General features: G+C 58.5%; 16 protein-coding genes. 6 read left to right on the top strand and 10 right to left on the bottom strand.

The window, feature by feature from the left end:
- Positions 1-145: 145 nt before the first annotated feature.
- Positions 146-1,177 (top strand): AraC family transcriptional regulator, encoded by a 1,032-nt coding sequence (locus Q0955_RS13100; protein WP_299424868.1) that lies wholly within the window; start codon positions 146-148, stop codon positions 1,175-1,177.
- Position 1,178: 1 nt separating this feature from the next.
- Here Q0955_RS13100 and Q0955_RS13095 read toward each other — a convergent pair whose 3' ends face one another.
- Complete coding sequence (locus Q0955_RS13095) at positions 1,179-1,772, bottom strand: NAD(P)H-dependent oxidoreductase (protein WP_299424867.1); 594 nt, start codon at positions 1,770-1,772, stop codon at positions 1,179-1,181.
- 197 nt (positions 1,773-1,969) lie between these two features.
- Between Q0955_RS13095 and Q0955_RS13090 the strand changes: the two genes are divergently transcribed.
- A complete protein-coding gene (locus Q0955_RS13090) occupies positions 1,970-2,704 on the top strand; it encodes a LuxR family transcriptional regulator (protein WP_299424866.1) in 735 nt (244 codons plus the stop codon).
- 236 nt (positions 2,705-2,940) lie between these two features.
- On the opposite strand, the gene Q0955_RS13085 is transcribed toward Q0955_RS13090, so the two are convergent.
- Positions 2,941-3,441: an Lrp/AsnC family transcriptional regulator gene (locus tag Q0955_RS13085; RefSeq protein WP_299424864.1), complete on the bottom strand. Its 501-nt coding sequence runs from the start codon at positions 3,439-3,441 to the stop codon at positions 2,941-2,943.
- Positions 3,442-3,659: 218 nt separating this feature from the next.
- Between Q0955_RS13085 and trxB the strand changes: the two genes are divergently transcribed.
- The 3 genes from trxB to Q0955_RS13070 all read left to right on the top strand — a co-directional run bounded on the left by trxB (position 3,660) and on the right by Q0955_RS13070 (position 8,709).
- Positions 3,660-4,601, top strand: a complete 942-nt coding sequence (gene trxB / locus Q0955_RS13080) for a thioredoxin-disulfide reductase (protein WP_299424863.1) — start codon at positions 3,660-3,662, stop codon at positions 4,599-4,601.
- Between the two features lie 226 nt (positions 4,602-4,827).
- Positions 4,828-6,510: an adenylate/guanylate cyclase domain-containing protein gene (locus Q0955_RS13075; RefSeq protein WP_366140684.1), complete on the top strand. Its 1,683-nt coding sequence runs from the start codon at positions 4,828-4,830 to the stop codon at positions 6,508-6,510.
- Between the two features lie 123 nt (positions 6,511-6,633).
- Positions 6,634-8,709 (top strand): bifunctional sulfate adenylyltransferase/adenylylsulfate kinase, encoded by a 2,076-nt coding sequence (locus tag Q0955_RS13070; protein ID WP_299424860.1) that lies wholly within the window; start codon positions 6,634-6,636, stop codon positions 8,707-8,709.
- Between the two features lie 75 nt (positions 8,710-8,784).
- Here Q0955_RS13070 and Q0955_RS13065 read toward each other — a convergent pair whose 3' ends face one another.
- The 5 genes from Q0955_RS13065 to Q0955_RS13045 form a co-directional block, all read right to left on the bottom strand.
- Entirely contained in the window at positions 8,785-10,569 is a 1,785-nt protein-coding gene (locus Q0955_RS13065; RefSeq protein WP_299424858.1) for an amidohydrolase, read from the bottom strand.
- Positions 10,570-10,703: 134 nt separating this feature from the next.
- On the bottom strand, positions 10,704-11,783 hold the full coding sequence (locus Q0955_RS13060) for a BMP family ABC transporter substrate-binding protein (protein WP_299424857.1): 1,080 nt from the start codon (positions 11,781-11,783) through the stop codon (positions 10,704-10,706).
- A gap of 43 nt (positions 11,784-11,826) precedes the next feature.
- Positions 11,827-12,747: an ABC transporter permease gene (locus Q0955_RS13055; RefSeq protein WP_299424855.1), complete on the bottom strand. Its 921-nt coding sequence runs from the start codon at positions 12,745-12,747 to the stop codon at positions 11,827-11,829.
- On the bottom strand, positions 12,747-13,826 hold the full coding sequence (locus tag Q0955_RS13050) for an ABC transporter permease (RefSeq protein ID WP_299424853.1): 1,080 nt from the start codon (positions 13,824-13,826) through the stop codon (positions 12,747-12,749). The genes Q0955_RS13055 and Q0955_RS13050 overlap by 1 nt, the downstream gene beginning before the upstream one ends.
- Positions 13,823-15,370, bottom strand: coding sequence for an ABC transporter ATP-binding protein (locus Q0955_RS13045; RefSeq protein WP_299424852.1), 1,548 nt, complete (start codon positions 15,368-15,370; stop codon positions 13,823-13,825). The genes Q0955_RS13050 and Q0955_RS13045 overlap by 4 nt, the downstream gene beginning before the upstream one ends.
- A 434-nt stretch (positions 15,371-15,804) precedes the next feature.
- On the opposite strand from Q0955_RS13045, the gene Q0955_RS13040 reads away from it, so the two are divergent.
- The gene (locus tag Q0955_RS13040; protein WP_299424850.1) at positions 15,805-17,778 is read left to right on the top strand and encodes a DUF3604 domain-containing protein; all 1,974 of its coding nucleotides are present in this window, start codon (positions 15,805-15,807) and stop codon (positions 17,776-17,778) included.
- Between the two features lie 64 nt (positions 17,779-17,842).
- Here Q0955_RS13040 and Q0955_RS13035 read toward each other — a convergent pair whose 3' ends face one another.
- From Q0955_RS13035 to Q0955_RS13025, 3 genes are all read right to left on the bottom strand, one after another.
- Positions 17,843-18,457: a hypothetical protein gene (locus Q0955_RS13035; protein ID WP_299424849.1), complete on the bottom strand. Its 615-nt coding sequence runs from the start codon at positions 18,455-18,457 to the stop codon at positions 17,843-17,845.
- Positions 18,458-18,479: 22 nt separating this feature from the next.
- A complete protein-coding gene (locus Q0955_RS13030; protein WP_299424847.1) occupies positions 18,480-19,256 on the bottom strand; it encodes an HpcH/HpaI aldolase/citrate lyase family protein in 777 nt (258 codons plus the stop codon).
- Positions 19,257-19,401: 145 nt separating this feature from the next.
- Complete coding sequence (locus Q0955_RS13025; protein WP_299424846.1) at positions 19,402-21,336, bottom strand: Hint domain-containing protein; 1,935 nt, start codon at positions 21,334-21,336, stop codon at positions 19,402-19,404.
- Positions 21,337-21,604 lie beyond the last annotated feature (268 nt).

Raw genomic sequence — 21,604 nt, 5'->3', positions numbered from 1 at the left:
TAGGACAGCCATGGGGGGAGAATATTGACTGCAGGTGCCAAAGACTTGACCACATGTGCCAACGGCCAAAAGGCTGTTCACAAACTTGTTAACGGTCTATAATCCGTGGCAGCGAACAGAAAATTTTAGACATCGGATTTGAGACGTGGGCGCAGTTTCAGCGATTTATGCGCGTAAGCAGATTGAACATGCGGTGGCTTTGCCCAACAAGGCGCCACTGTATGAGTTGGTTGGTCTGACGCCGGAGACGGCGCAGGATCCTGCGGTGATGGTGCCTATCGCGGACTATCTGGAGTTGATGGAAACGGTGGCGGCCAGCGAATGGCCGGATGTGCAGTTTCACATGAAAACCAGCGCCAGCATGCGCTGTGACGAATTTGGTCTGTTTGGGCTGGCGTTCAAGACCGCGCCAACCATCCAGCAAGGCTTGCAGCGGGTGTGTCAGTATATTCGGCTTCACAATCAGGTGTCGGAGTTCACAGCGGAGCAGCAGGGCGGTCGCTATATGTGGGCGATGAAGGGGCCGGAGCCGGTGCGGCTTGGGCTGGCGCTGTCCCATGAGGCGGCGCTTGCCACCACATTGACGTTATGTCGGGAAGCCACCGGGCGGGATATTTATCCGCAGCATGTGCAATTTCGGCACACGCGGGATGGCTTAATTGGGCCGCTGGTAGCGCATTTTGGCCTGACACCGGAGTTTGGCGCGGAGAGCGATGCGATGTTTTTCTGCGTCGATCAGCTGGCCGAGCCCAGTGTGGTCGGGGATGTGGCGATCTGGGCCTATATGACCCAGCAGTTGGATCAGGCTATGAAAGAGGTGGTTGCGCAAGAGCAGCCGCTGGAGGCGCAGGTGATTTCCGAGGTGGCTAAGCTGTTGAGTGGCGGGGTGCCGCAACTGTCGGAGGTGTCTGCGATCATGGGCGTGGGGGAGCGTACCTTGCAGCGGCGCCTGTCGGAACGTGGCAAAACCTTTCAGGCCTTGGTGGATGAAGCGCGCCAGAAACTGGCGCATCAACTGGTGAGCGGCTCGCCGTATTCGCTGGTGGAGATTGCGTTTTTAACCGGGTTTTCCGAGCAAAGTGCGTTTTCGCGGGCGTTTAAGCGCTGGTCCGGGCAATCGCCGCGCGCCTTCCGTAAGGCGGCGCAGGGCGATGTGCTGGGACTGCCGCAAACCTGAGTTAGGTTTCTGCGGGAGGCGGCAAGGTGAAACCGCTGTCGTAGCTTTGTTGGAGCAGTGCCTTGCGACGAGGCTCTGAGCCGGTGGAGCCATAGAGCAATTCCATGCGGCGTGGCGAAAAGCCGAAGAAGCCAAAGGTGCCTTGTGTCCAGCAAGTGTCGAGCGCGGCGCGGTAGCCTTTGTTTTCCACTTCGTCGGAGCGGGCACCTGCCGGGATCAGCAAAAGGCCGCTGCGGTTGCGTTGCAGGGACTTTTCATAATCGTCGAGCTGGTCATAGGCCCAACCCCAGCTCCAGACCCGGTCGACCCAGCCTTTGGTCATGGACGGCATGCCCCACCAAAACAGCGGGAAGATCAGGCAAATGGCATCGGCGCGGGCGATGCGCGCCTGTTCGCGGGTCACGTCAGCGGGCACGTTGGTTTTCCCGTCGCTGTTGATGTCGGCCATGGTCCAGAGCGGATTGAAACCTTCGGCGTTGAGATCGGCCAGCTCGGTGCTGTGCCCTGCGGCCTCGGCCCCAGCCATGAAGTGCTGCGCGGTGGCGTGGCTGAAGGAATTTGGGTTGGGGTGATCAAGTACGGTGAGAACGTGCATTTGGGCCTCTGAAAATGTGTTTGCGGCAGGGTAACTCTTCAAGAGGGCTTTAGCTCAAGAGGAAGGTTCCGTTATATTTTAATGCTTTGGGGTTTTTCGCGAGGTGTGGGTTTTAGTATCTCCGAGAAAAGTTGACCTGATGCCCCTTTGCGGGTGAGAGTTGGCGTGTGTGTTTTTGGTGTTTGCGGGTGCTTGAGATGAAGAACCACGTGATTGATGTTGTGCAAAAATTGGCAGCACATGTGGAGCCAGTGGCGCGGTGGAAGGTCGCTACGGAGATTTCCGAAAATCTGGGATTTAGCCACATTCTGGTGGCGCAGGTGGATGCGGCGGATCGCGGCATTCAGTGGGTCAACACCTCCATGAGCATGGATTGGATGGAGGAATACCTGTGTGAGGATTACATCGGCATTGATCCGCTGTTTGAGGGGGTGTTCCAAGCCAACGGTCCAGTGACTATGCAGACCGGCCTCATGACGCGTACCCAGGCGGAAACCTCAAGAGCCTATGCGCTGAACCATGGTTTGAAGGCGGCGGGCATGGATGTGTTTGCCTGTTCGCGGTTTGGCAACTCCGGCACCTTGGGCAACCATGTGTCGCTGGTGGGGCGCAATACTTTGCGAGAAATGACTGCGGCTTGTCCGATAGATCTAACTTTGTTTTCCGGCATTTTGGCGATGTCGGTTTCGGCGCCGGTGCCATCGCGCGCCAATGATCTGCTGACGCCGGTTCCCGATGCGTTGACTGTGCGCCAACGCGAAGTGTTGTCGCTGTTGGCAGAGGGTATGATGACGGCGCGGATTGCGGAGACGTTGGGCATTTCAGAGGCGGCGGTGAACAAGCATTTTATTGCGGCGCGGCAAAAGCTGGATGCCGCCACACGGGAACAGGCCATGGCCAAAGCCTTGCTGCAAGGTTTGATCTCGTCGTGAACCTATCAATATTTGGACCTGCGCAGGCGGGTCTTGCGGTGCGAAGGTTGTTTTGCGTGAGAGGCAGATAGGCAGTGCTCAATTTCAGGGCACGAGAATGTCGTGGACCTTTATTGGAGGTGACTGATTTGCCATTGAAGCATTGTATATCGGCGAAGAGTGGCGCCGCATATGAAAAGGCCCGCGTGGTATGTCCTTCACGCGGGCCTATTTCATTTTGAATTTCTGATCGTGGTTTAAGCGTCGCGGCTGAGTCGTTCTTCGAGCACTTCAAACGGCACGCCAGGCGTGTCCTTGGCGCCGCGGATCACCAGTGAGGTTTTCACGCTGGCCACATTGGGCGCGGAGGTCAGGTCTTCGGTCAGGAAGGTCTGGAAGGTGCTGAGGTCTGGTGCGACGCATTTCAGGACAAAATCCACCTCGCCGTTGAGCATGTGGCACTCGCGCACCAAAGGCCAGTCACGGCAGCGCTCTTCAAACGCGGAGAGATCTGCTTCGGCCTGGCTGACAAGGCCGACCATGGCAAAAACCTGTACCTCAAAGCCCAAGGCGCGGCTGTCGACATCGGCGTGATAGCCGCGGATGTAGCCGGCGTCCTCAAGCGTGCGCACGCGGCGCAGGCAAGGTGGGGCGGAGATGCCGACTCGTTTGGCGAGTTCCACATTGGTCATGCGGCCGTCGGCCTGAAGTTCTGCGAGGATTTTACGATCGATGGGATCTAGCCGGTGTCCGGGCATGTAGCTCGTCTCGTTGGTCAATTTTGCGGTTGTTATAGCATCAAAGGGCGTGTGCGCAATTATATTTCGTGTTAGCGCAATATCCTTTTACGGTTTTCTGCCGACTGCTGATTTTTTGGACCACACGTTTTGGTTTTTGGTCTTGGGCTTTTCCTGACGTGTGTGGAGGGCTATATCGGCTAGCGACTTAGACTTTGCAACGCGGAAAGGTGCCTTTCATGGCCGAGACGAAACACACCAAGGTTCTGATTATTGGCTCCGGACCTGCGGGCTACACAGCGGGCGTTTACGCGAGCCGCGCGATGCTGGAGCCGGTGCTGGTGCAGGGCATTGAGCCGGGTGGTCAGTTGACCACCACCACCGAGGTGGAGAACTACCCGTCGTTTGTGGAGGTGCAGGGCCCTGAGCTGATGCAGAAGATGGAAGAGCACGCCAAAGCCATGGGCTGTGAGGTCATCGGTGATATCATCACGGATCTTGATCTGAGCGAGCGTCCGTTTAAGGCCAAGGGCGACAGCGGCACGCTCTATACGGCGGATGCGGTTATTCTGGCGACCGGTGCGCGGGCCAAGTGGTTGGGGCTGGAGAGCGAAGAAGCGTTTAAGGGCTTTGGTGTGTCAGCCTGTGCCACCTGTGACGGGTTCTTCTATCGCGGTCAGGAGATTGTGGTTGTCGGTGGCGGCAACACCGCTGTTGAGGAAGCGCTGTTTTTGACCAACTTTGCCTCCAAAGTGACCTTGATCCACCGTCGTGACGAGCTTCGGGCGGAGAAGATCCTGCAGGACCGTCTGTTTAAAAATGAGAAGATTGAGACCCTGTGGTTCCACCAGCTGGAAGAGGTGGTTGGCGACGACATGCCCAAGGGTGTGACCGGCGTGAAGGTGAAACACGTGGAAACCGGTGAGATCAAAGAGATCCCGGCGAAAGGTGTGTTCATTGCAATTGGCCACGCGCCTGCGAGCGAGTTGGTGAAAGACCAGCTGGAGCTGCACAATGGCGGCTATGTGAAGGTTGAGGCGGGCACGTCCAAGACCTCCATTCCTGGCGTGTTTGCGGCGGGTGATTTGACGGATCACGTGTACCGTCAGGCGGTGACCTCGGCGGGCATGGGCTGTATGGCGGCGCTGGATGCTGAGAAGTTTATCGCTGAAACCGAGTGAGCGTATTTTCAGTTGAGTTGAGGAAGGGGTCGCAGGGGCGGCCCCTTTTTTCGTCTGTTGGGAGAGGGGCCAGCCCCTCCGGCACATAGGGTGTGCCTCCTCCCCGGGATATTTGTGGCCAAGAGTAGGTGATGGGCTGTGCGCGGATGCGCAGGTTGCTGCGCCTTGACCAAGGCGGTGCGGGTGGTCAGTCTTTAGGCAGCAAACCGCGTGAAGGACATTGGAATTGAATAAGCTGTGGCAAGGCAATTGGCGCACCAAAGCGCGTATTGTGTCGGGGTTGATCCTGTTTTGTTATGTGTTGTGGCATTTCACCAATGTTGGGCTTGGGCTGTTTTCGCTGGAGCTGATGCATGGCGGGCAGGAGCTTTTGGAAGAGCTCACAGAGGGCGCGCTTGGCGGGCTGGTGCTCTATGGCGCTTTGCTTACCCATATGGGGTTGGCGCTCTACCGCTTGGCGCGCAAGCGCACGCTGCGCATGCCGGCCTCGGAGGCGGGGCAGGTTCTGTTGGGGCTGCTGATTCCGCTGTTGTTGATGACCCATGTTGTGCACACGCGGGTGGCGGAGAACCGGTTTGAGGTGGAGCCGGAGATGGGATTTATCGCCGGTTTGATTTGGAATTCGCCAAGTGGCTGGCAGCAGGCGGCACTGTTGTTGGTTGTCTGGATCCATGCCTGTATTGGTCTGCATATGTGGTTGCGGGTGCTGCCCAGCTGGCGGCGGGTGGTGCCGGTGATGTTGTCACTGGCGACGCTGGTGCCGGCCTTTGCGCTGGCCGGGTTTCTGGTGCAGGGGCGGTTGCAGAATATGCGGCTGTTTGACCCCGAGGGCGGCGCGGCCTTGCGGGAGAGTTATGGTTTTCCGACGGCGGAGACCTTTGCACAGCTGGCCGAGATCAATCGCAGTATGCTGGGGATTTTTGTCGGTCTCGTTGCGGTGACGATGGTGGTGCATTACGGGCGGCGGTTTATTGGCGCGCGGCGGGCGGTGCGCATTCGCTATGTCGATGGACCGGAGATTTCCGGGCAGCCGGGCATGACGTTGCTGGAAATGTCGCGGGTGGCCGGGGTGCCACATATGGCGCTGTGTGGTGGGCGAGGGCGCTGCACCACTTGCCGGGTGATTGTCGAGGATGGCGCGGAGTTATTGCATCCGCCGGAGAAGGCGGAGGCCGATAGTTTGGCGGCGGTGAACGCGCCGCCCAATGCGCGGCTGGCCTGTCAGTTGCGGCCCAAGGAGCCGGCGACCGTGCTGCGGGTGTTTCGCAGTGATGGGCAGCAGGCGCGGGCGCATCAGAGCCTGGGGCAAGAGCGGCGGTTGGCGATCCTGTTTCTGGATATGCGCAGTTTCACCGCGCGCACCACGGGGCAGTTGCCTTATGACGTGGTGTTTTTATTGAACCGGTTTTTTGATGCCATTGTGCCCTCGATCACCGGTGTGGGAGGTACGGTGGACAAGTATCTTGGCGACGGGCTGCTGGCGGTGTTTGAGCTGGACAATGAAGAGGCTTCCGCCAAGGCGGCGATTGAGGCGGCAGCAGGGATCAGTTCGGCGTTGCAGGTGTTTAATCAGACCCTGAAGGCGGAGAATGCGCAGCCGGTGGCGATTGGCATGGGGCTGCATTTGGGCGAGTTGGTGTTGGGTGAGATCGGTGCGGCCAATTTGGCGCCGCGCACCATCATTGGCGACACTGTGAATGCGGCCAGCCGACTGGAGGGGCAGACCAAGGCGCTGGGCGTGGAGGTGCTGGTGTCCGAAGCTGTGTTGGCCGCGGCGGGGCATGATCCGGAGGCGTATAGCCTTGAGGTGTTGGAGTTGCGCGGTGTGGCGCAGCCGGTGCAGGCCTTGGCGCTGAAGCGCGCGGCGGCCTTGCCTGCGGTGCTGTCCAAGCAAGCGGAGATGGTGTGATGCTGCGCTGCGTTGCAGCATTGCAACGGCAGCATGTTTGCTATGCAAAAGCCAAATAAGGCTTTGAGATTTTGCCAAACCACCCTATGTGTTCACGCGTGAACACACTTTGAGTCGTTTGTAATGTCGTTTCAGACCGCCAAACCCACATCAGATGAGGAAGACGTGCTCTTCCGCCTTCTGCGCCAGTTAGATCAGGCGCCAGAAGCATCACAGCGCGCCACTGCGGCGGCGGTGGGGATTTCTTTGGGGCGTCTGAATGCACAACTGCGCGCTGCGGCAGACGCCGGGCTGATTACCATTAGTGATCGCGCGGGCCCGGACAAACGACAGAGGTTTGCCTATTCGCTCACCGCGCGTGGTGCAGCGGAGAAAGTGCGGCTCACAGATCAATTTCTCGCCCGCAAGCTCGCAGAATACAACGCGCTGCATGCGGAACTGACAGGCTCGGCAAGCGGCCTGGTCCCTATCAAACACAGGACACATCCAATGCAAAACAATCTGGCTCCTATTCCTGAGCTCTACGTTTCTTATGAAAGCGCCCAGAAGCTGAAAGTCGAAGCCGCTGATCTGATCAGCTGGGATCTGACCCCGCGCCAGATCTGCGACCTTGAGCTGCTGATGAACGGTGGTTTTAACCCGCTCAAAGGCTTTCTGACCGAAGAAGACTACAATGGCGTTGTTGAAAACATGCGTCTGGCGGATGGTTCCCTGTGGCCAATGCCAATCAACCTGGATGTGTCCGAAGACTTCGCGGCTGGCCTCAAGGAAGGCCAGGATATTGCGCTGCGTGATCAGGAAGGCGTGATCCTCGCAACCATGACCGTGACCGACAATTGGGTGCCAAACAAAGCACTGGAAGCGGAAAAAGTGTTTGGTGCGGACGATGATGCGCACCCGGCCGTGAACTACCTGCACAACCAAGCGGGCAAAGTGTACCTCGGTGGTCCGGTGACCGGCATTCAACAGCCTGTACACTATGACTTCCGCGCCCGTCGCGACACACCAAACGAGCTGCGCGCCTACTTCCGCAAGATGGGCTGGCGCAAAGTGGTTGCGTTCCAAACCCGCAACCCGCTGCACCGCGCGCACCAGGAATTGACCTTCCGTGCCGCAAAAGAAGCGCAGGCCAACCTGCTGATTCACCCTGTTGTCGGCATGACCAAGCCGGGCGACGTGGACCACTTCACCCGCGTGCGCTGCTATGAGGCGGTTCTGGACAAATACCCACAGTCGACCACCTCCATGTCTTTGCTGAACCTGGCGATGCGCATGGCAGGCCCACGGGAAGCGGTGTGGCACGGTCTGATCCGCGCAAACCACGGCTGCACCCACTTTATCGTTGGTCGCGACCACGCCGGCCCCGGCAAGAACTCCGCCGGCGAAGACTTTTACGGCCCATATGACGCGCAAGATCTGTTCCGTGCCCACGAAGAAGAAATCGGCATCGAAATGGTCGACTTCAAACACATGGTGTGGGTGCAGGAGCGCGCGCAGTATGAGCCAATGGACGAAATTCAGGACAAAGACGACGTCACCATCCTGAACATCTCCGGCACCGAGTTGCGCCGTCGTCTGGCCGAAGGTCTGGAAATCCCTGAGTGGTTCTCCTTCCCTGAAGTGGTGAAAGAGCTGCGCAAAACCAAGCCGCCACGCGCGCAGCAAGGTTTCACCGTGTTCTTCACCGGCTTCTCCGGCTCCGGCAAATCCACCATCGCCAACGCGCTGATGGTCAAGCTGATGGAAATGGGTGGTCGTCCTGTGACCCTGCTTGATGGCGACATCGTGCGGAAAAACCTGTCTTCCGAGCTGGGCTTCTCCAAAGAGCACCGCGACCTCAACATCCGCCGGATCGGCTATGTGGCCTCTGAGATCACCAAAAACGGTGGTATCGCGATCTGTGCGCCTATCGCGCCTTACGCCACCACCCGCCGTGCGGTACGTGAAGACATCGAGGGCTTTGGTGCCTTTGTTGAAGTTCACGTGGCAACTTCGATTGAGGAATGTGAACGCCGTGACCGCAAAGGCCTCTACAAGCTGGCGCGCGAAGGCAAGATCAAAGAGTTCACCGGTATTTCCGACCCCTATGATGTGCCAGTGAACCCTGAGCTGAGCGTGGAGACCGAAGGTGCGGACGTGGACAACTGTGCACACCAGGTGATCCTGAAGCTGGAAAGCCTCGGCCTGATCTCCGGCTAAGCTGTCCGGCATGTGAAATTAGAAAAGGCCCGCCTTATTGGCGGGCCTTTTTGTGGCTGTAAAACTGTGGAGCGCTTAGTTCGCGCGCGTGGCTGCCTGGGCCACGTCCAGAATGTGGTGGCCCATTGGCGCAAACAGATTTGCCTTTTGCGGGCCGTCTGGCGCACGGTAGATTTCTTTGTCGTGTTTGATGGTGACCTGTACTTTGATGTCAGCAAGTGTTTCCGGATCGACGGCGGTAGGGTCGTCGGACAGGATCACAAAGTCTGCCACTTTGCCCACTTCGATGCTGCCTTTCATGTCTTCTTCAAAGTGCTGATAGGCAGGCCAGAGCGTCATGGCTTTGAGCGCGGTCATCACGTCGACGCGGTGATGTGGCCCCAAGATGTCGCCGGAGCGGGTGCGGCGGGTCACGGTGGCGGACAACACCCGCATGCTGTCGGGGAAGGCCACGGGGGCGTCGTGATGGGTGCCAAACATCATGCCGCGTTCGCGTACCCAGCCGGTGGGCGAAATGTTGTCACCGTTGATTGGGCCAACCGTGTGGTCTCGGTGCCAGTCCCCCCAATAAAACGTGTGCATTGGAAAAAGCGACGGGAAGACGTTGAGGTCGCGCATCTCCCCCACCTGATCTTCGCGCAGGAACTGGCCGTGGATCAGCACGGGGCGGCGATCGGCCAAGCCGTGTGTGGCTTCGGCGGCCTTGATGGCGGCGAGCAACATGTCTGAAGCGCCTTCGCCGTTGGAGTGCGTTAGGATCTGGATGTTGTTTTCAAATGCCCATGAGATGGCGTCGTTGACCTGGTCTTCGCTGGCGGCAGCGTAGCCTTTATAGCCGGGTGGATAGGTACCAACGGGATCAAAGTAAGGACGGTCGCGCAGGGCGGTGAACCCTTGTGGGGACCCGTCGATGGTGAGTTTGGCCCCGGCGATGCGAACACCGTTTTCATAGGTGTCGGATTGGTTGGCAAGAATGTAATCGCGGTCCACCAACACATCGGGATAGACGGCGACGTCGACAGGCAAGTCTCCTGCAGCGGCCACGGCGCGCGCAATTTCGGCCACTTGCGGTGTGGCGCGGCCTTCCTGTGCCGTGGTGTAGCCAAAGCTGGCCCAGAGTTGGGTGCCAGCGCGGGCGAAGGCTTTGAAGCCCTCCTCGCCAACCCCGCCCATCAATTTTCCGAGCACAAGGAAAAAGGCGTTTTCTTCGAGCACGCCGTTGGGCGTGCCGTCGCTGGCGTGGCGGATCACGCCACCGGGGGGTGTAGGTGTTTCGCGGGTTATGTCGGCAGCGGCCAGCGCGGCGGAGTTGGCAGCGCCGAAGTGGCCGGACTGATGCACGATGATGATCGGAACATCTTTGGACACCGCGTCCAAGTCATCTTTGGTTGGGTGGCGCAACTCGGCCAGTTGCGATTGGTCATAGCCAAAGCCAACAATCAGGTTGGAGGCCTCGATGGCGGCTGGGTTGTCGGCGATCCAGGCCCGCAGGCTGTCTTGCAGGGAGGCGATGTCTTGCACCTCGCCATCCGGTGGCGCGAGCAGGTTGGCGGAGAGCGCTTGCAGCCCGCCCATAATAGCGTGGCCGTGGCTGTCGACAAAGCCGGGCAGCATGGCGCGCCCCTCCAGGTCAAAGACGGTGGTGCTGTCGCCTTGATGGGCGAGCATGTCGGTGCGTGTCCCAACGGCAAGGATGCGGCCGTCTTTTACCGCGACAGCTTCGGCGCGTGGTGCGTCATCGTTGATGGTGAGGATCGGGCCGCCGGAATAGATGGTGTCGGCGATCTCCTGCGCCAGAAGGGGGGTGGATAGGAAGGTGGTAAGGGCAAGTCCGCCAAGCATGGCTGTCAAACGAGTCATCACATAATCCTTTTGAGGTATGGGAGGACTGTGCGAGGCCGCCTAATGGCTGTCAATTGTCGGTTGAATTTGGGGAGGCAAAAGGAAAAGGCCCGCCGATGGCGGGCCTTTGAAGCGATCAAAAAGCGATCAGCTTAGTTCGGGATCTCGGCGGTGATGCCTTCAACATAGAAGTTCAGACCGGCCAGACCGTTGTCACCATAATCGGCAGCAGTTTCACCTTCAGCCAACCATGCGGAGCCGTCCTGCTTGTTCAGCGGGCCGGTGAAAGCGTGGTAGGAACCGTCTGCGAGGGACTCTTTCAGAGCCAGTGCGGAGGCTTTGACGTCAGCAGGAACCGCGTCGGAGATTTCACCGATGCCAACCATGCCTGCGCCAATGCCGTCCCATGTGGACACAGATTCCCATGTGCCGTCGATGACAGCTTGGGTGCGGGCCACGTAATAAGGCGCCCAGTCATCAATGATGGAGGACACGCGTGGGAATGGTGCGTATTCGCCCATGTCAGACGCCTGACCAAAGGTGATTACGTTGCCAGCTGCCTGCGCGGCTGCCTGTGGTGCGGTGGAGTCGGTGTGCTGCAGGATCACGTCGGCACCTTGCTCGATCAGAGCTTTGGCTGCGTCAGCTTCCTTGGCTGGATCAAACCATGTGTAGGCCCAGATCACGGAGAACTCGATGTCTGGGTTCACTTTCTTGGCGTGGATATACGCAGAGTTGATGCCACGGATCACTTCTGGAATTGGGAAAGAGGCGATGTAGCCAATTTTGTTGGTTTTGGTCATGTGGCCAGCAATGTGACCCTGAACCGCGCGGCCTTCGTAAAAGCGTGCGGAGTAAACAGACACGTTGTCAGCCTGCTTGTAGCCGGTGGCGTGCTCAAACTTCACTTTTGGGAATTTTTTGGCAACGTTGATGGTTGGGTCCATGTAGCCAAAAGAGGTGGTGAAGATCAGGTCTGCGCCTTGCAGCGCCATCTGGGTGATCACGCGCTCAGCGTCGGCGCCTTCCGGCACGTTCTCAACAAAGGTGGTTTCGACCTTGTCACCAAAGTGCTCTTCCACGGCCAAACGGCCTTTGTTGTGCTCATAGGTCCAGCCGCCGTCGCCCACAGGGCCAACGTAGATAAATCCGACTTTGGTGGTGTCGGCCATGGCAGTGGTTGCCAGACCCAGCGCGACAGCTGCGCTTGTCAAAAGTTTGGTCAGTTTCATTTCGGGTAGTCCCCCTGTTGGTGGCAGTTTTTTATGTGGTGCCTCATTGTGAGGCGTGGAAGGTGCGGCCAAGAGAGGCGGGTGCACCGCTTTTGTCAGCCGACATGATAACCAGAACGAGGATGGTTATCAGATAGGGCGACATTGCCAAGTATTCGACCGGGATGGCAATACCTGCCGCCTGTAGATTGAGCTGTAAAACGTTGATTCCGCCGAAAAGATAGGCACCCAGCAGCACGCGCCACGGCTTCCAGCTTGCAAACACCACCAGCGCCAGAGCGATCCAGCCGATCCCGGCGGTCATGCCTTCGGTCCACTGCGGCACACGGATCAGCGAGATATACGCCCCGCCAAGACCTGCACAGGCACCGCCAAACATGATGGCGAGAACCCTTACGCGGATGACGTTGTAGCCAAGTGCGTGGGCGGCGTCATGGCTTTCCCCAACGGCGCGCAGGATCAGCCCGCCGCGGGACTTTTTCAGGAACCACCAAACGGCAGCAGTGAGGCCAATGCCGATGTAGAGCACGGGATCGTGGCTGAACAGGATCGGGCCAATCACCGGAAGGTCGGACAGCACCGGGATGTCGAGCTTGGCCATGGCCGGTGGTTTGATGCCCACGTAGGATTGGCCCATCAGGGCGGAGAGGCCAAGGCCAAACAGCGTGAGTGCCAGACCGGAGGCGACTTGGTTTGCCAGGGCAAACTGGGTCAGAAAGGCAAAGAGTAGGGACAAAACAGCGCCTGCGACCATGGCGGCCACAAGGCCCAGCAACGGTGAGGTGGTTTCCACCGCGATGGCAAAGCCTGCGATGGCGCCAATAATCATCATGCCCTCGACGCCGAGGTTCAGAACCCCTGCGCGTTCGACCACAAGTTCGCCAATGGCGGCCAACAGGAGCGGGGTGGCAGCGACCATCAAAGAGGCGATCAGCAGGACGGGGTTGATAGCGGAAAGATCCATTATGCGGCTCCCTTGGTTTTAAGCACCACGCGGTAGTTGGTGAGCAGGTCGAGGGCGAGCAGGAAGAACAACAACATGCCCTGGAAGACCTGAATGGCGGCGGAAGGCAGGCCGAGGTTGCCTTGGGCCAGGTCGCCGCCGACGTAGGTCAGCGCCATCAGCAGGGCTGCGAGCAGGATGCCAACGGGATGCAGGCGGCCGAGGAAGGCCACGATGATCGCGGTGAAGCCATAGCCGGATGCGAAGTCGATGTTGATCTGGCCGGAGGGGCCGGAAACCTCAAACAGGCCAGCCAACCCCGCCAAAGCACCGGAGGTGCCGAGGCAGAACAGGATCAGGCGGGTGGGGTTCACACCGGCAAACCGCGCCGCACGAGGCGCTTCGCCGGTCAGGCGGATGTTAAAGCCGAGGATGTGGCGGTTCAGCAAGATGTAGGAGAAGATCACGGCGATAAAGGCAAAGGCCATGCCCCAGTGCAGGCCGGCGGCTTCGTTAATCCAGCTGTTGGCTGCCGGATAGCCGGTGAAGCTGCGGGAACCCGGGAAGCCCATGCCTTCGGGATTGCGCAACAGACCCAGCGACATGGAGGCCAACAGTTGATCGGCCACATAGACCAGCATCAGCGAGACCAGGATTTCATTGGTGCCGAAGCGGACTTTCAAAAGCGCGGGGATCATGCCCCAGGCCCAGCCACCAAGTGCGCCTGCAAGGATCATCAAGGGGAAGATCAAACGGCTTTCGGTGGGGTAGAAGGCCAAACCCACGGCGGCGCCACAGATCGCGCCCATGATGTATTGGCCTTCGGCCCCAATGTTCCAGATGCCAGCCTTGAAGCCAAGCGAGAGACCAATGGCGATCAACACCAGTGGCGCGGCTTTCACGAGAAGTTGCGGGCGATAGTAGAAGGCAAATTCGCCAAACACCGGATCCCAGAAGATGGTGCGAATGGCTTCAATCGGGTTTTTGCCCAGCACGCTGAACAGCAGACCACCCATGATCATGGTGATGATCACCGCAATGAGCGGAGTGGAAAGCGACAGGGCGCGGGACGGGGTGGGGCGTTTTTCCAGCGCGATCATGCGCTTGCTCCTTCTTTGTCTTCTTCGCCCACGTGGGCAACTTCCATGCCGTGGGCACCGCCCATCATCAGGCCAATTTCATCAATCGAGAGACCGGCGGCGGGGCGGATGTCGGACATGCGGCCTTCATTCAGGGCGCCAAAGCGGTCAGAGATTTCCATAAGTTCATCAAGGTCTTGGGAGATCACCACAATCGCAGCGCCGCCCGCGGCCAGATCTAGCAAGGCTTGGCGGATCGAAGCGGCAGCAGCGGCATCCACACCCCATGTTGGCTGGTTCACCACCAGCACTTCAGGACGTTGCAGCACTTCGCGGCCAATCACAAATTTTTGCAGGTTGCCGCCGGAGAGCGCGCGGGCCGCCACGTGGTTGCCCGGTGTGCGCACATCAAACTCTTTGATGATGGTGTCTGCAAACTCGGTGGTTTTGGACCAGTTTACAAACCCGTTGTTGGTCAGCCCTTCGCGGATGGCGCCGGTCAGTAGCGCGTTTTCGGTCAGGCTCAGATCGGGTGCTGCGGCATGGCCGAGACGCTCTTCAGGCGCAGCAAGGATGCCCATTTCGCGGCGGGCATTGGGGCCGAGGTTGGCCACATCCTGACCGTTGACCTTGATCGAGTCAGGCCAAGTGAGCGATTCACCGGAAAGCGCGGATAGCAGCTCGTCCTGACCATTGCCCGCCACGCCGCCAATGCCGAGGATCTCACCGGCACGCACAGTGAAGTGGATGTTCTTGAGCGTGGTGCCAAACGGATTGGTGGGCTCCAGTGTCAGACCTGACACGTCCAGAACAACGTCGCCCGCTTTTTCGGTGGTGCGGGTTGGGGTTTGCAATGTGTCGCCAACCATCATTTCCGCCATATCGCGGGCTGAGGTTTCGGCGGGCACGCATTCCCCCACGTTTTTACCCAGACGCAGAATGGTCGCGTGGTCGCAGAGCGTGCGGATCTCTTCGAGTTTGTGGGAGATGTAGAGGATCGAGGTGCCCTCAGACTTTAGCTTGTTCAGCGTCTGAAACAGGATCTCGACCTCTTGCGGGGTCAGAACCGAGGTCGGTTCGTCCATGATCAACAGTTTGGGGTCTTGCAGCAGGCAGCGGATGATTTCCACACGCTGACGTTCCCCGGCAGAAAGATCCCCCACGGTGCGGTTGGGATCGAGCGGCAGGCCGTAGGTTTCAGAGACACGGCGGATGCGGCGGGCCAAATCGCGCATGGCGGGCGGGTTCTCCATGCCAAGCGCCACGTTTTCCGCCACCGAGAGCGCGTCAAACAGCGAGAAGTGCTGGAACACCATGGCCACGCCAGAGGCGCGGGCGGCTTTCGGTTCGGGCGGGGCGAAGGGTTGCCCGTTCCAGGTCATGGTGCCGCTGTCGGGCTTCACCAAGCCGTAGATCATTTTCACGAGCGTGGATTTGCCAGCACCGTTTTCGCCAAGCAGCGCGTGCACCTCGTTGGTGCCGATGTCGAAGGAGACATCGTCATTGGCCACCACGCCGGGGTAGGTCTTGGTCAACCCCTTGATGGAGAGTAGTGGTGTGCTCATATCTGTCCCCCTGGCTGCGGGTAGTGCGCTTCAAAAAAGGCAAAACCGCTGAAATTCTTACGCATTCACCCTAGAAACTGGCCTGCCGTGTCTGCAAGGTAAACTTCGGCGGGTCATTTCACTCAGGGCGCTAACGGCCGGCTCGGCGTCCGTTGGTTGTCTTCCATATCCTTGGTTTTTAAGGGTTAGGCCAGAGTATTTTCAAAGATTCATAGAAAGAGTTGCAGGGCTGAACGGCAAGCAAATGCCCCCGAAATTCGCAGTTTTTGCACCCTTTGATGGGCTTCATCGACGATGCAGAAGATTCTCAGAGTCGAATTTCCTTGGTTTTCAGCCGATTTAAGGTAGCGTGAAAGCATATACCACCGATCACTTTTCAATTGATGCGGTCCTGAGGTTCGGGGCTGCTTCTCGTTCCATTTGGGAGTAGTTGAATGAAGCCTGTTTGTTCCGCCGTTTACCCCGAAACACTGTCTCGCGCAAAAATATGTGCCGCCGCATTTGGGGCTGCTGCCCTGTTGATGGCAACACAGAGCGTGGCGCAGGTTGTGCCGTCCGAGGAAGCCGCCGAAAGCGGGTTTGCTGACGCGCCTTATTCGCCTTATGCCAACCGATCTTTCCCAACCTTCCCTTTGTGGGGGGAAACCCATTTGCACACCGGCCTGTCGCTGGATGCGGGGGCGTTTGGCAATATTCTGGGGCCGGATGACGCATGGCGATTTGCCAAGGGGGAGCAGGTGGTGTCCTCCACAGGGCAGCCGGTAAAGCTCAGCCGTCCGCTCGATTGGATGGTGCTGACCGATCACACCGACCTGATGGGTTTTGCGCCGGATTTGCAGGCGGGGAAGCCAGGTGTTTTGGCCGATCCAAAGGGGCGCGAGTGGTATGAGGGCTACAAGAAAGGTGGGGCCGAGGCCGGGAAAACCGCGTTTGATCTGATCACCAACTTCTCCCAGATGACCTTGCCGGAATTGTTGGTGGAGAGTTACAGCCCCGGCGCTGATCCGTTCTCCTTCACTTGGGAGAAGATTGTGAACGCGGCGGAAGCGCACAATGATCCAGGGCGGTTCACGGCGTTTATCGGCTTTGAATGGACCTCTGTGCCCAAGGGCTTCAACCTGCACCGCAATGTGATGCTGCGTGACGGCCCCATGCGGGCGCTGCAAGTGGTGCCGCCGGTGACGCAGCCGCCCTATGGCGATACCGATCCGTATCATCTGTGGAACTGGTTGGAGGAGTATCAGGAAAAAACCGGCGGTCGTGCGGTGGCTTTTGCCCACAACGGCAACCTGTCCAACGGCTGGATGTTCCCCACGGAAGACACCTATCACGGTGGCAAAGTGGATGAGCAGTACGTTCAATTGCGGGCCAAATGGGAGCCGCATTACGAGATCACCCAGATCAAAGGCGATGGCGAGGCACACCCGTTCCTGAGTCCCGATGATGAGTTTGCCGACTATGAGAACTGGGATGCGGGCAATCTTGACCTGACGGAACTCAAGACCGAAGAGATGTTGGCGGGGGAATATGCCCGTGAGGCGCTTAAGCGGGGCTTGGCGCTGGAGAAAAAACTGGGTGTGAACCCCTATAAATTTGGCATTGGCGGGGCCACCGATAGCCACACAGGCTTGGCCACCGCTGAGGAAGAGAATTTCTTCTCGAAGTCGGTGAGCGTGGAACCCTCCCCGACTCGGATTGATCATCCGTTTATTGCCAGTGATTTGGGTCGGATCGAAGGTCACCAGCTTGTGGCCTCTGGCTACACAGCGGTTTGGGCAACGGAGAACACCCGCTCGGCAATCTTTGACGCCTTCAAGCGGCGCGAAACCTATGCCACCACCGGGCCTCGTATGGGGCTGCGCTTCTTTGGTGGTTGGGAATTTGGTGAGGACGATTTACGCACCCGCAATCCAGCCGTGGTGGGCTATGCCAAAGGTGTGCCCATGGGGGGAGACCTGCGGCCAAATGAGGGCGGCGGCGCGCCGAGCTTCTTGCTGGCGGCTTTGCGTGATCCCATTGGGGCCAATCTCGACCGGATGCAGGTGATCAAAGGCTGGATGGATGCGGACGGTGGTTTGCACGAGAAGGTTTACGACGTTGCGTGGTCTGGTGATCGCGAGATGGATGCCAACGGCAAAGTGCCTGAGGTTGGCAACACTGTTGATCTGGAAACCGCCAGTTGGGCCAACACCATTGGCGCGTCTGAGCTGACCTCCGTGTGGACGGACCCGGATTTTGATCCGGCACAACCGGCGTTTTATTATGTGCGTGTGTTGGAAATTCCAACGCCGCGCTGGGTGGTTTACGACAAACTTCGGTTTGGCATTGAACTGCCTGCGGAGGCGCAGTTGATCCATCAGGAGCGGGCTTATTCCTCGCCGATCTGGTACACGCCGCCGAAGGGGTGATGGTCTTGCAAAAGGACTACCGGGGCGCCTGCGATGGCGCCCTTTTATTTGGGGCGAGGCAGACTTATTGGGCCTCGACCTTGTCGAAGAAGACCCCATGTTTGGGCGACCAATCGTCGGTCATCGCCACGTTGCCCAATAAAATGCCTGCGTCGAGGCTGAGCAGTGCCTCCTCATAGATTGGGGCGCCCTTTTCTCGCAACAGCGATGTCCGGACAACCATCACCGGGTATGTGCACCCACCAATCGACAAATTGGTTTTTTGTACCGTTTTAATGGTGAAAGTCCCCTGGTCGATTTTCTTACCGTTTATAAAAAGCTCTATTGGCGCGCTATAGGTTTTGCTTGGTTTGGTAAGGTCCGCGGATCGTAAATTTTTGTCCGCTTTCATTTGGATGTGACTGGAAGAGGATTTTCGATCCATTGCCGCCACGCCGTTCCAGTAAGTGGTTGTAATTTTTTCCGTTTTCCCATTTCGGGTTTGGGAACGATGTTCTAGGACCGATCCATCCGCCTGGACCGTACTGGTGGTCTGAAGGAATGGCTGATTTCGTGTGACGGTGAAGGTGTTGCCGTCACGAAGGTTGGCGCAGGCAGCGGAGACTTCAACGGAAAAGGAAAGTACGCTGCCGAATGCAAACGCGCAAATTGCGAGGGTTTTAGGGAGTAAAGGGGCCATTAAAATTCTTTTTTGATTTGAGTTACTTGATCAGTGCCTTGGCGTCTTTGCTCAGTGCGCGGGCGGCTTGGGCCAGCACCACCGTGTCGATGCCGACCGCCACAAAGGTCGCGCCAAGGTCGAGGTAGGTTTTGGCGGCTTGCATCGAAAAGGTCAGGATGCCGGGGGCTTTACCAGCGGCGGCGATGCGGGTGATCGCGTTCTTGATGACGGCTTGCACCTCGGGGGCTTCGGGTTGGCCGGGGAAGCCCATGTCGGCAGAGAGGTCGGCGGGACCAATGAAGACACCATCCACGCCTTCAACCGCCAGAATGTCGTCGAGGTTTTCGATGGCGGTGCGGGTTTCGGCCTGCACCAGCACGCAGATTTCCGCGTTGGCGGTGGTGCCGTAATCTTGGATGGCGCCAAATTGGGTGACGCGCGCGCCGTAGCCGCCCATGCCGCGCACACCGTCAGGTGCGTAGCGGCAGGCGCGCACAATCGCTTCGGCTTGTGCGCTGGTGTCGACCATTGGCACCAGAACGGTTTGGGCGCCGGCATCCAGAACTTGTTTGAGCACCCAGTCTTCGCCAATGGGCACGCGCACCACCGCATGGCTGTTTGTGGGTTCTAAGGCGCGGACCTGATCGGTGATCGAACGCAGGTCATTGGGGCCGTGCTCGCCGTCCACCACCAGCCAGTCAAAGCCTGTGGTGCTCATCAATTCGGCCGCAACGGTCTCGCCAAAGCACATCCAACAGCCGATCTGGGGCTGGTTGTTGGCAAGGGCAGCTTTGAATGGGTTGTGAGGCGCTGGCATGGTGGGCTCCGGTCAGAACTTTGCGTGTTAAGCAAATTGACGGCATTCCATTGCAACTGTCCAGCGTTAGGTTGCGGCAGTTCTAAAACGAGACGGGCCGACCCGAAGGTCGACCCATCCCATAGCGAACTTGTGACTGTGGGGGTTAGCCCAGCAGCTTGGCCTCGTGGCGCTTCAGCGACAGACGGGCGGCGGTGTAACCGGCCAGACCGTCTCGTTGCTGCAGCTCCGGGAACAGGGCGTAGATTTCGTCGCGCTGCTCTTTGCCGATGCCGTTCATGGAGTATTCACCCGGCTGGAAGCTTTCGCTCCATGCGCCGTCTGCGAGCACCACTTCGTGGTTGTCACAGAGGAAGTGGATGTAGTCCACGCCAACCACGTCGATCTGCTCCACACCATCAAGGTGGGTCAGGTGCTTAGCGGCAACCAGAACTTCGCGCTCTTCAAACAGCAGTTCGGCTTGCTCAGACACCAGCAGCATGCGGTGAGATGGGGAAACCATCATGTCACGCTCTGGCTGGTTTGGACCCAGCGCACCTTGTTTGATCAGGATCGGACGCAGTTCCGGACGCACCATCAGGTCACGGCCAGACACATGCTTGCGGCCTGACCAGCGGATGGTTTGCAGACCATTGTCGCGGGTCACAACCTGGTCGCCTTCGCTCAGGTTTTCCACTGCCACTTCGCCCATAGGGGTCAGAATGCGGGTGCCCGGTGTGAAGCAGACAATTTCTTCGATGTTCTCGAAGGTGGCCGTGCCAGTCACATAAGGTTCGTCACCGGAGCTGTCGAGGAATTCCACTGTGCCGTCGATGCCGTTGCCGTCGCTGTCGACGCTGTCGTCCACAATGCGCCAGTCCACACCTTCGATGCCATCGAGTTGCAGCACGTCGTGGTCGTCGCCGTCAGAACCGCCAAGGATGACATCGCCGTCACCTTCTTCGCCGGAGCCGATGACAAAGCGATCAGCATCTGCGCCACCTTCCATGGTGTCAGCGCCAGCGCCACCGTCGATGGTGTCGTCGCCCTGCTGACCATAGATGACGTCGTCGCCATCTTCGCCCATCAGCGAGTCATCCGCGTCAAAGATCGCGGTTGGAGTGACCGCGTCGAAGAACACGTCAGACACCACAACGTCAGACGGCTCACCGTCCAGGTTGACGTTGATGATTTCCATCCGTGCCACCGGGCCAGGGATGGCCACCAGCACAGAGTTGTCAATGTCTTCAGCGTCGCTTGGATTGGTGCCGTCAGAAATCGCCGCTTCGGTTGTGCCGTCGCCGTTGATGTCCACCAGGTGCAAGTTGGTGTCACCGCTGGCATACATGGTCACTTCGATTTCGTTGCCGTCTTCGTCCCATGCGCGGACTTTGACAACGGCGTTCTCATCAATGTCGCTGATGCGGAACAGTACGTTGTCGACGGGTTCGGAGAACTCAACGCCTTTGGTCACGCTGGCGTTGGTGCCGGTACCGGTGGTCAGGTTTGCGCCGGAGTTGACGTTACCGTCTTCGTCACCAGTGTCCACGTCGGTGAGCAGCTGTGTGGCTGTTGCAAAGCTGGAGTCGCCACCTCCGCTGGTCGAGGTGGATACCGTTACATCCACGGATCCGGTGTTTTGTGCATAACCTGTAGGCACCGCTGCGCCATCAGCGAAGCCGGTCACTTCGCTCCAGTTGAAGCTTTCGCGCGCGCCCTGAACAGTTGGGCCGTCTTCAAAATCACCATAAATGGTGTCGTTGCCGCCACCGCCGTAAATGGTGTCATTGCCAGCTTCACCTACAAGGAGATCGTCGCCAGGCTCGCCTTCGCTGCCATCGTTAGGATCTTCGTCAACAGTGTCGGTTTCGTCGCCATAGATGACGTCGTTACCCCCACCCGCGTTGACCACATCATCGTCGTCACCCGCATAGATGGTGTCGTCGCCAGTTCCTGCAGTGATGTCATCGTCGCCGTCTTGGGCACTGATGACATTGCCGGAGTTGTCAACTGTATCGCCATCCACATCGACAAAGCCGATGGAGATTTCGTCGTCGTTTTGCGTGCCGTCTACAATTCCAGGACCGTTTGGATCAGCCATTGTACCCTCTTTCTCATCGCACAAGCCGCGTCAGCCGCCATCACCCGCCTTGAACCCGCAGAATTGGATTCAATGCGCCGATTGGCGTGAGTTACGCGACATCATTTGATGCCCTCTACATATCGTTTGGCTGCCCCTAGCCAGAACTCGTCCCCCAGTTGGACTTGCCCTTAAATATGATGCAATCGAGGCGAGGAAGAAACAAAAACCTGCAAAATTTGACGAAAAGCGCGGAAAATACGGCAACAATAGGTCTTAAGTTTTGGTT

The organism is uncultured Shimia sp., assembly GCF_947493595.1.
In the GTDB taxonomy this organism is placed as follows: Bacteria; Pseudomonadota; Alphaproteobacteria; order Rhodobacterales; family Rhodobacteraceae; genus Shimia.
The sequence above is the reverse complement of the archived record's forward strand: the minus strand, read 5'-3'. Positions and strand labels throughout refer to the sequence as shown.

Coding starts and splice junctions, on each gene's coding strand:
- Q0955_RS13095 (WP_299424867.1), bottom strand. CDS start 1,772: ATGCACGTTCTCACCGTACTTGATCACCCCAACCCAAATTCCTTCAGC.
- Q0955_RS13090 (WP_299424866.1), top strand. CDS start 1,970: ATGAAGAACCACGTGATTGATGTTGTGCAAAAATTGGCAGCACATGTG.
- Q0955_RS13085 (WP_299424864.1), bottom strand. CDS start 3,441: ATGCCCGGACACCGGCTAGATCCCATCGATCGTAAAATCCTCGCAGAA.
- trxB (WP_299424863.1), top strand. CDS start 3,660: ATGGCCGAGACGAAACACACCAAGGTTCTGATTATTGGCTCCGGACCT.
- Q0955_RS13070 (WP_299424860.1), top strand. CDS start 6,634: ATGTCGTTTCAGACCGCCAAACCCACATCAGATGAGGAAGACGTGCTC.
- Q0955_RS13065 (WP_299424858.1), bottom strand. CDS start 10,569: ATGACTCGTTTGACAGCCATGCTTGGCGGACTTGCCCTTACCACCTTC.
- Q0955_RS13060 (WP_299424857.1), bottom strand. CDS start 11,783: ATGAAACTGACCAAACTTTTGACAAGCGCAGCTGTCGCGCTGGGTCTG.
- Q0955_RS13055 (WP_299424855.1), bottom strand. CDS start 12,747: ATGGATCTTTCCGCTATCAACCCCGTCCTGCTGATCGCCTCTTTGATG.
- Q0955_RS13050 (WP_299424853.1), bottom strand. CDS start 13,826: ATGATCGCGCTGGAAAAACGCCCCACCCCGTCCCGCGCCCTGTCGCTT.
- Q0955_RS13045 (WP_299424852.1), bottom strand. CDS start 15,370: ATGAGCACACCACTACTCTCCATCAAGGGGTTGACCAAGACCTACCCC.
- Q0955_RS13040 (WP_299424850.1), top strand. CDS start 15,805: ATGAAGCCTGTTTGTTCCGCCGTTTACCCCGAAACACTGTCTCGCGCA.
- Q0955_RS13035 (WP_299424849.1), bottom strand. CDS start 18,457: ATGGCCCCTTTACTCCCTAAAACCCTCGCAATTTGCGCGTTTGCATTC.
- Q0955_RS13030 (WP_299424847.1), bottom strand. CDS start 19,256: ATGCCAGCGCCTCACAACCCATTCAAAGCTGCCCTTGCCAACAACCAG.
- Q0955_RS13025 (WP_299424846.1), bottom strand. CDS start 21,336: ATGGCTGATCCAAACGGTCCTGGAATTGTAGACGGCACGCAAAACGAC.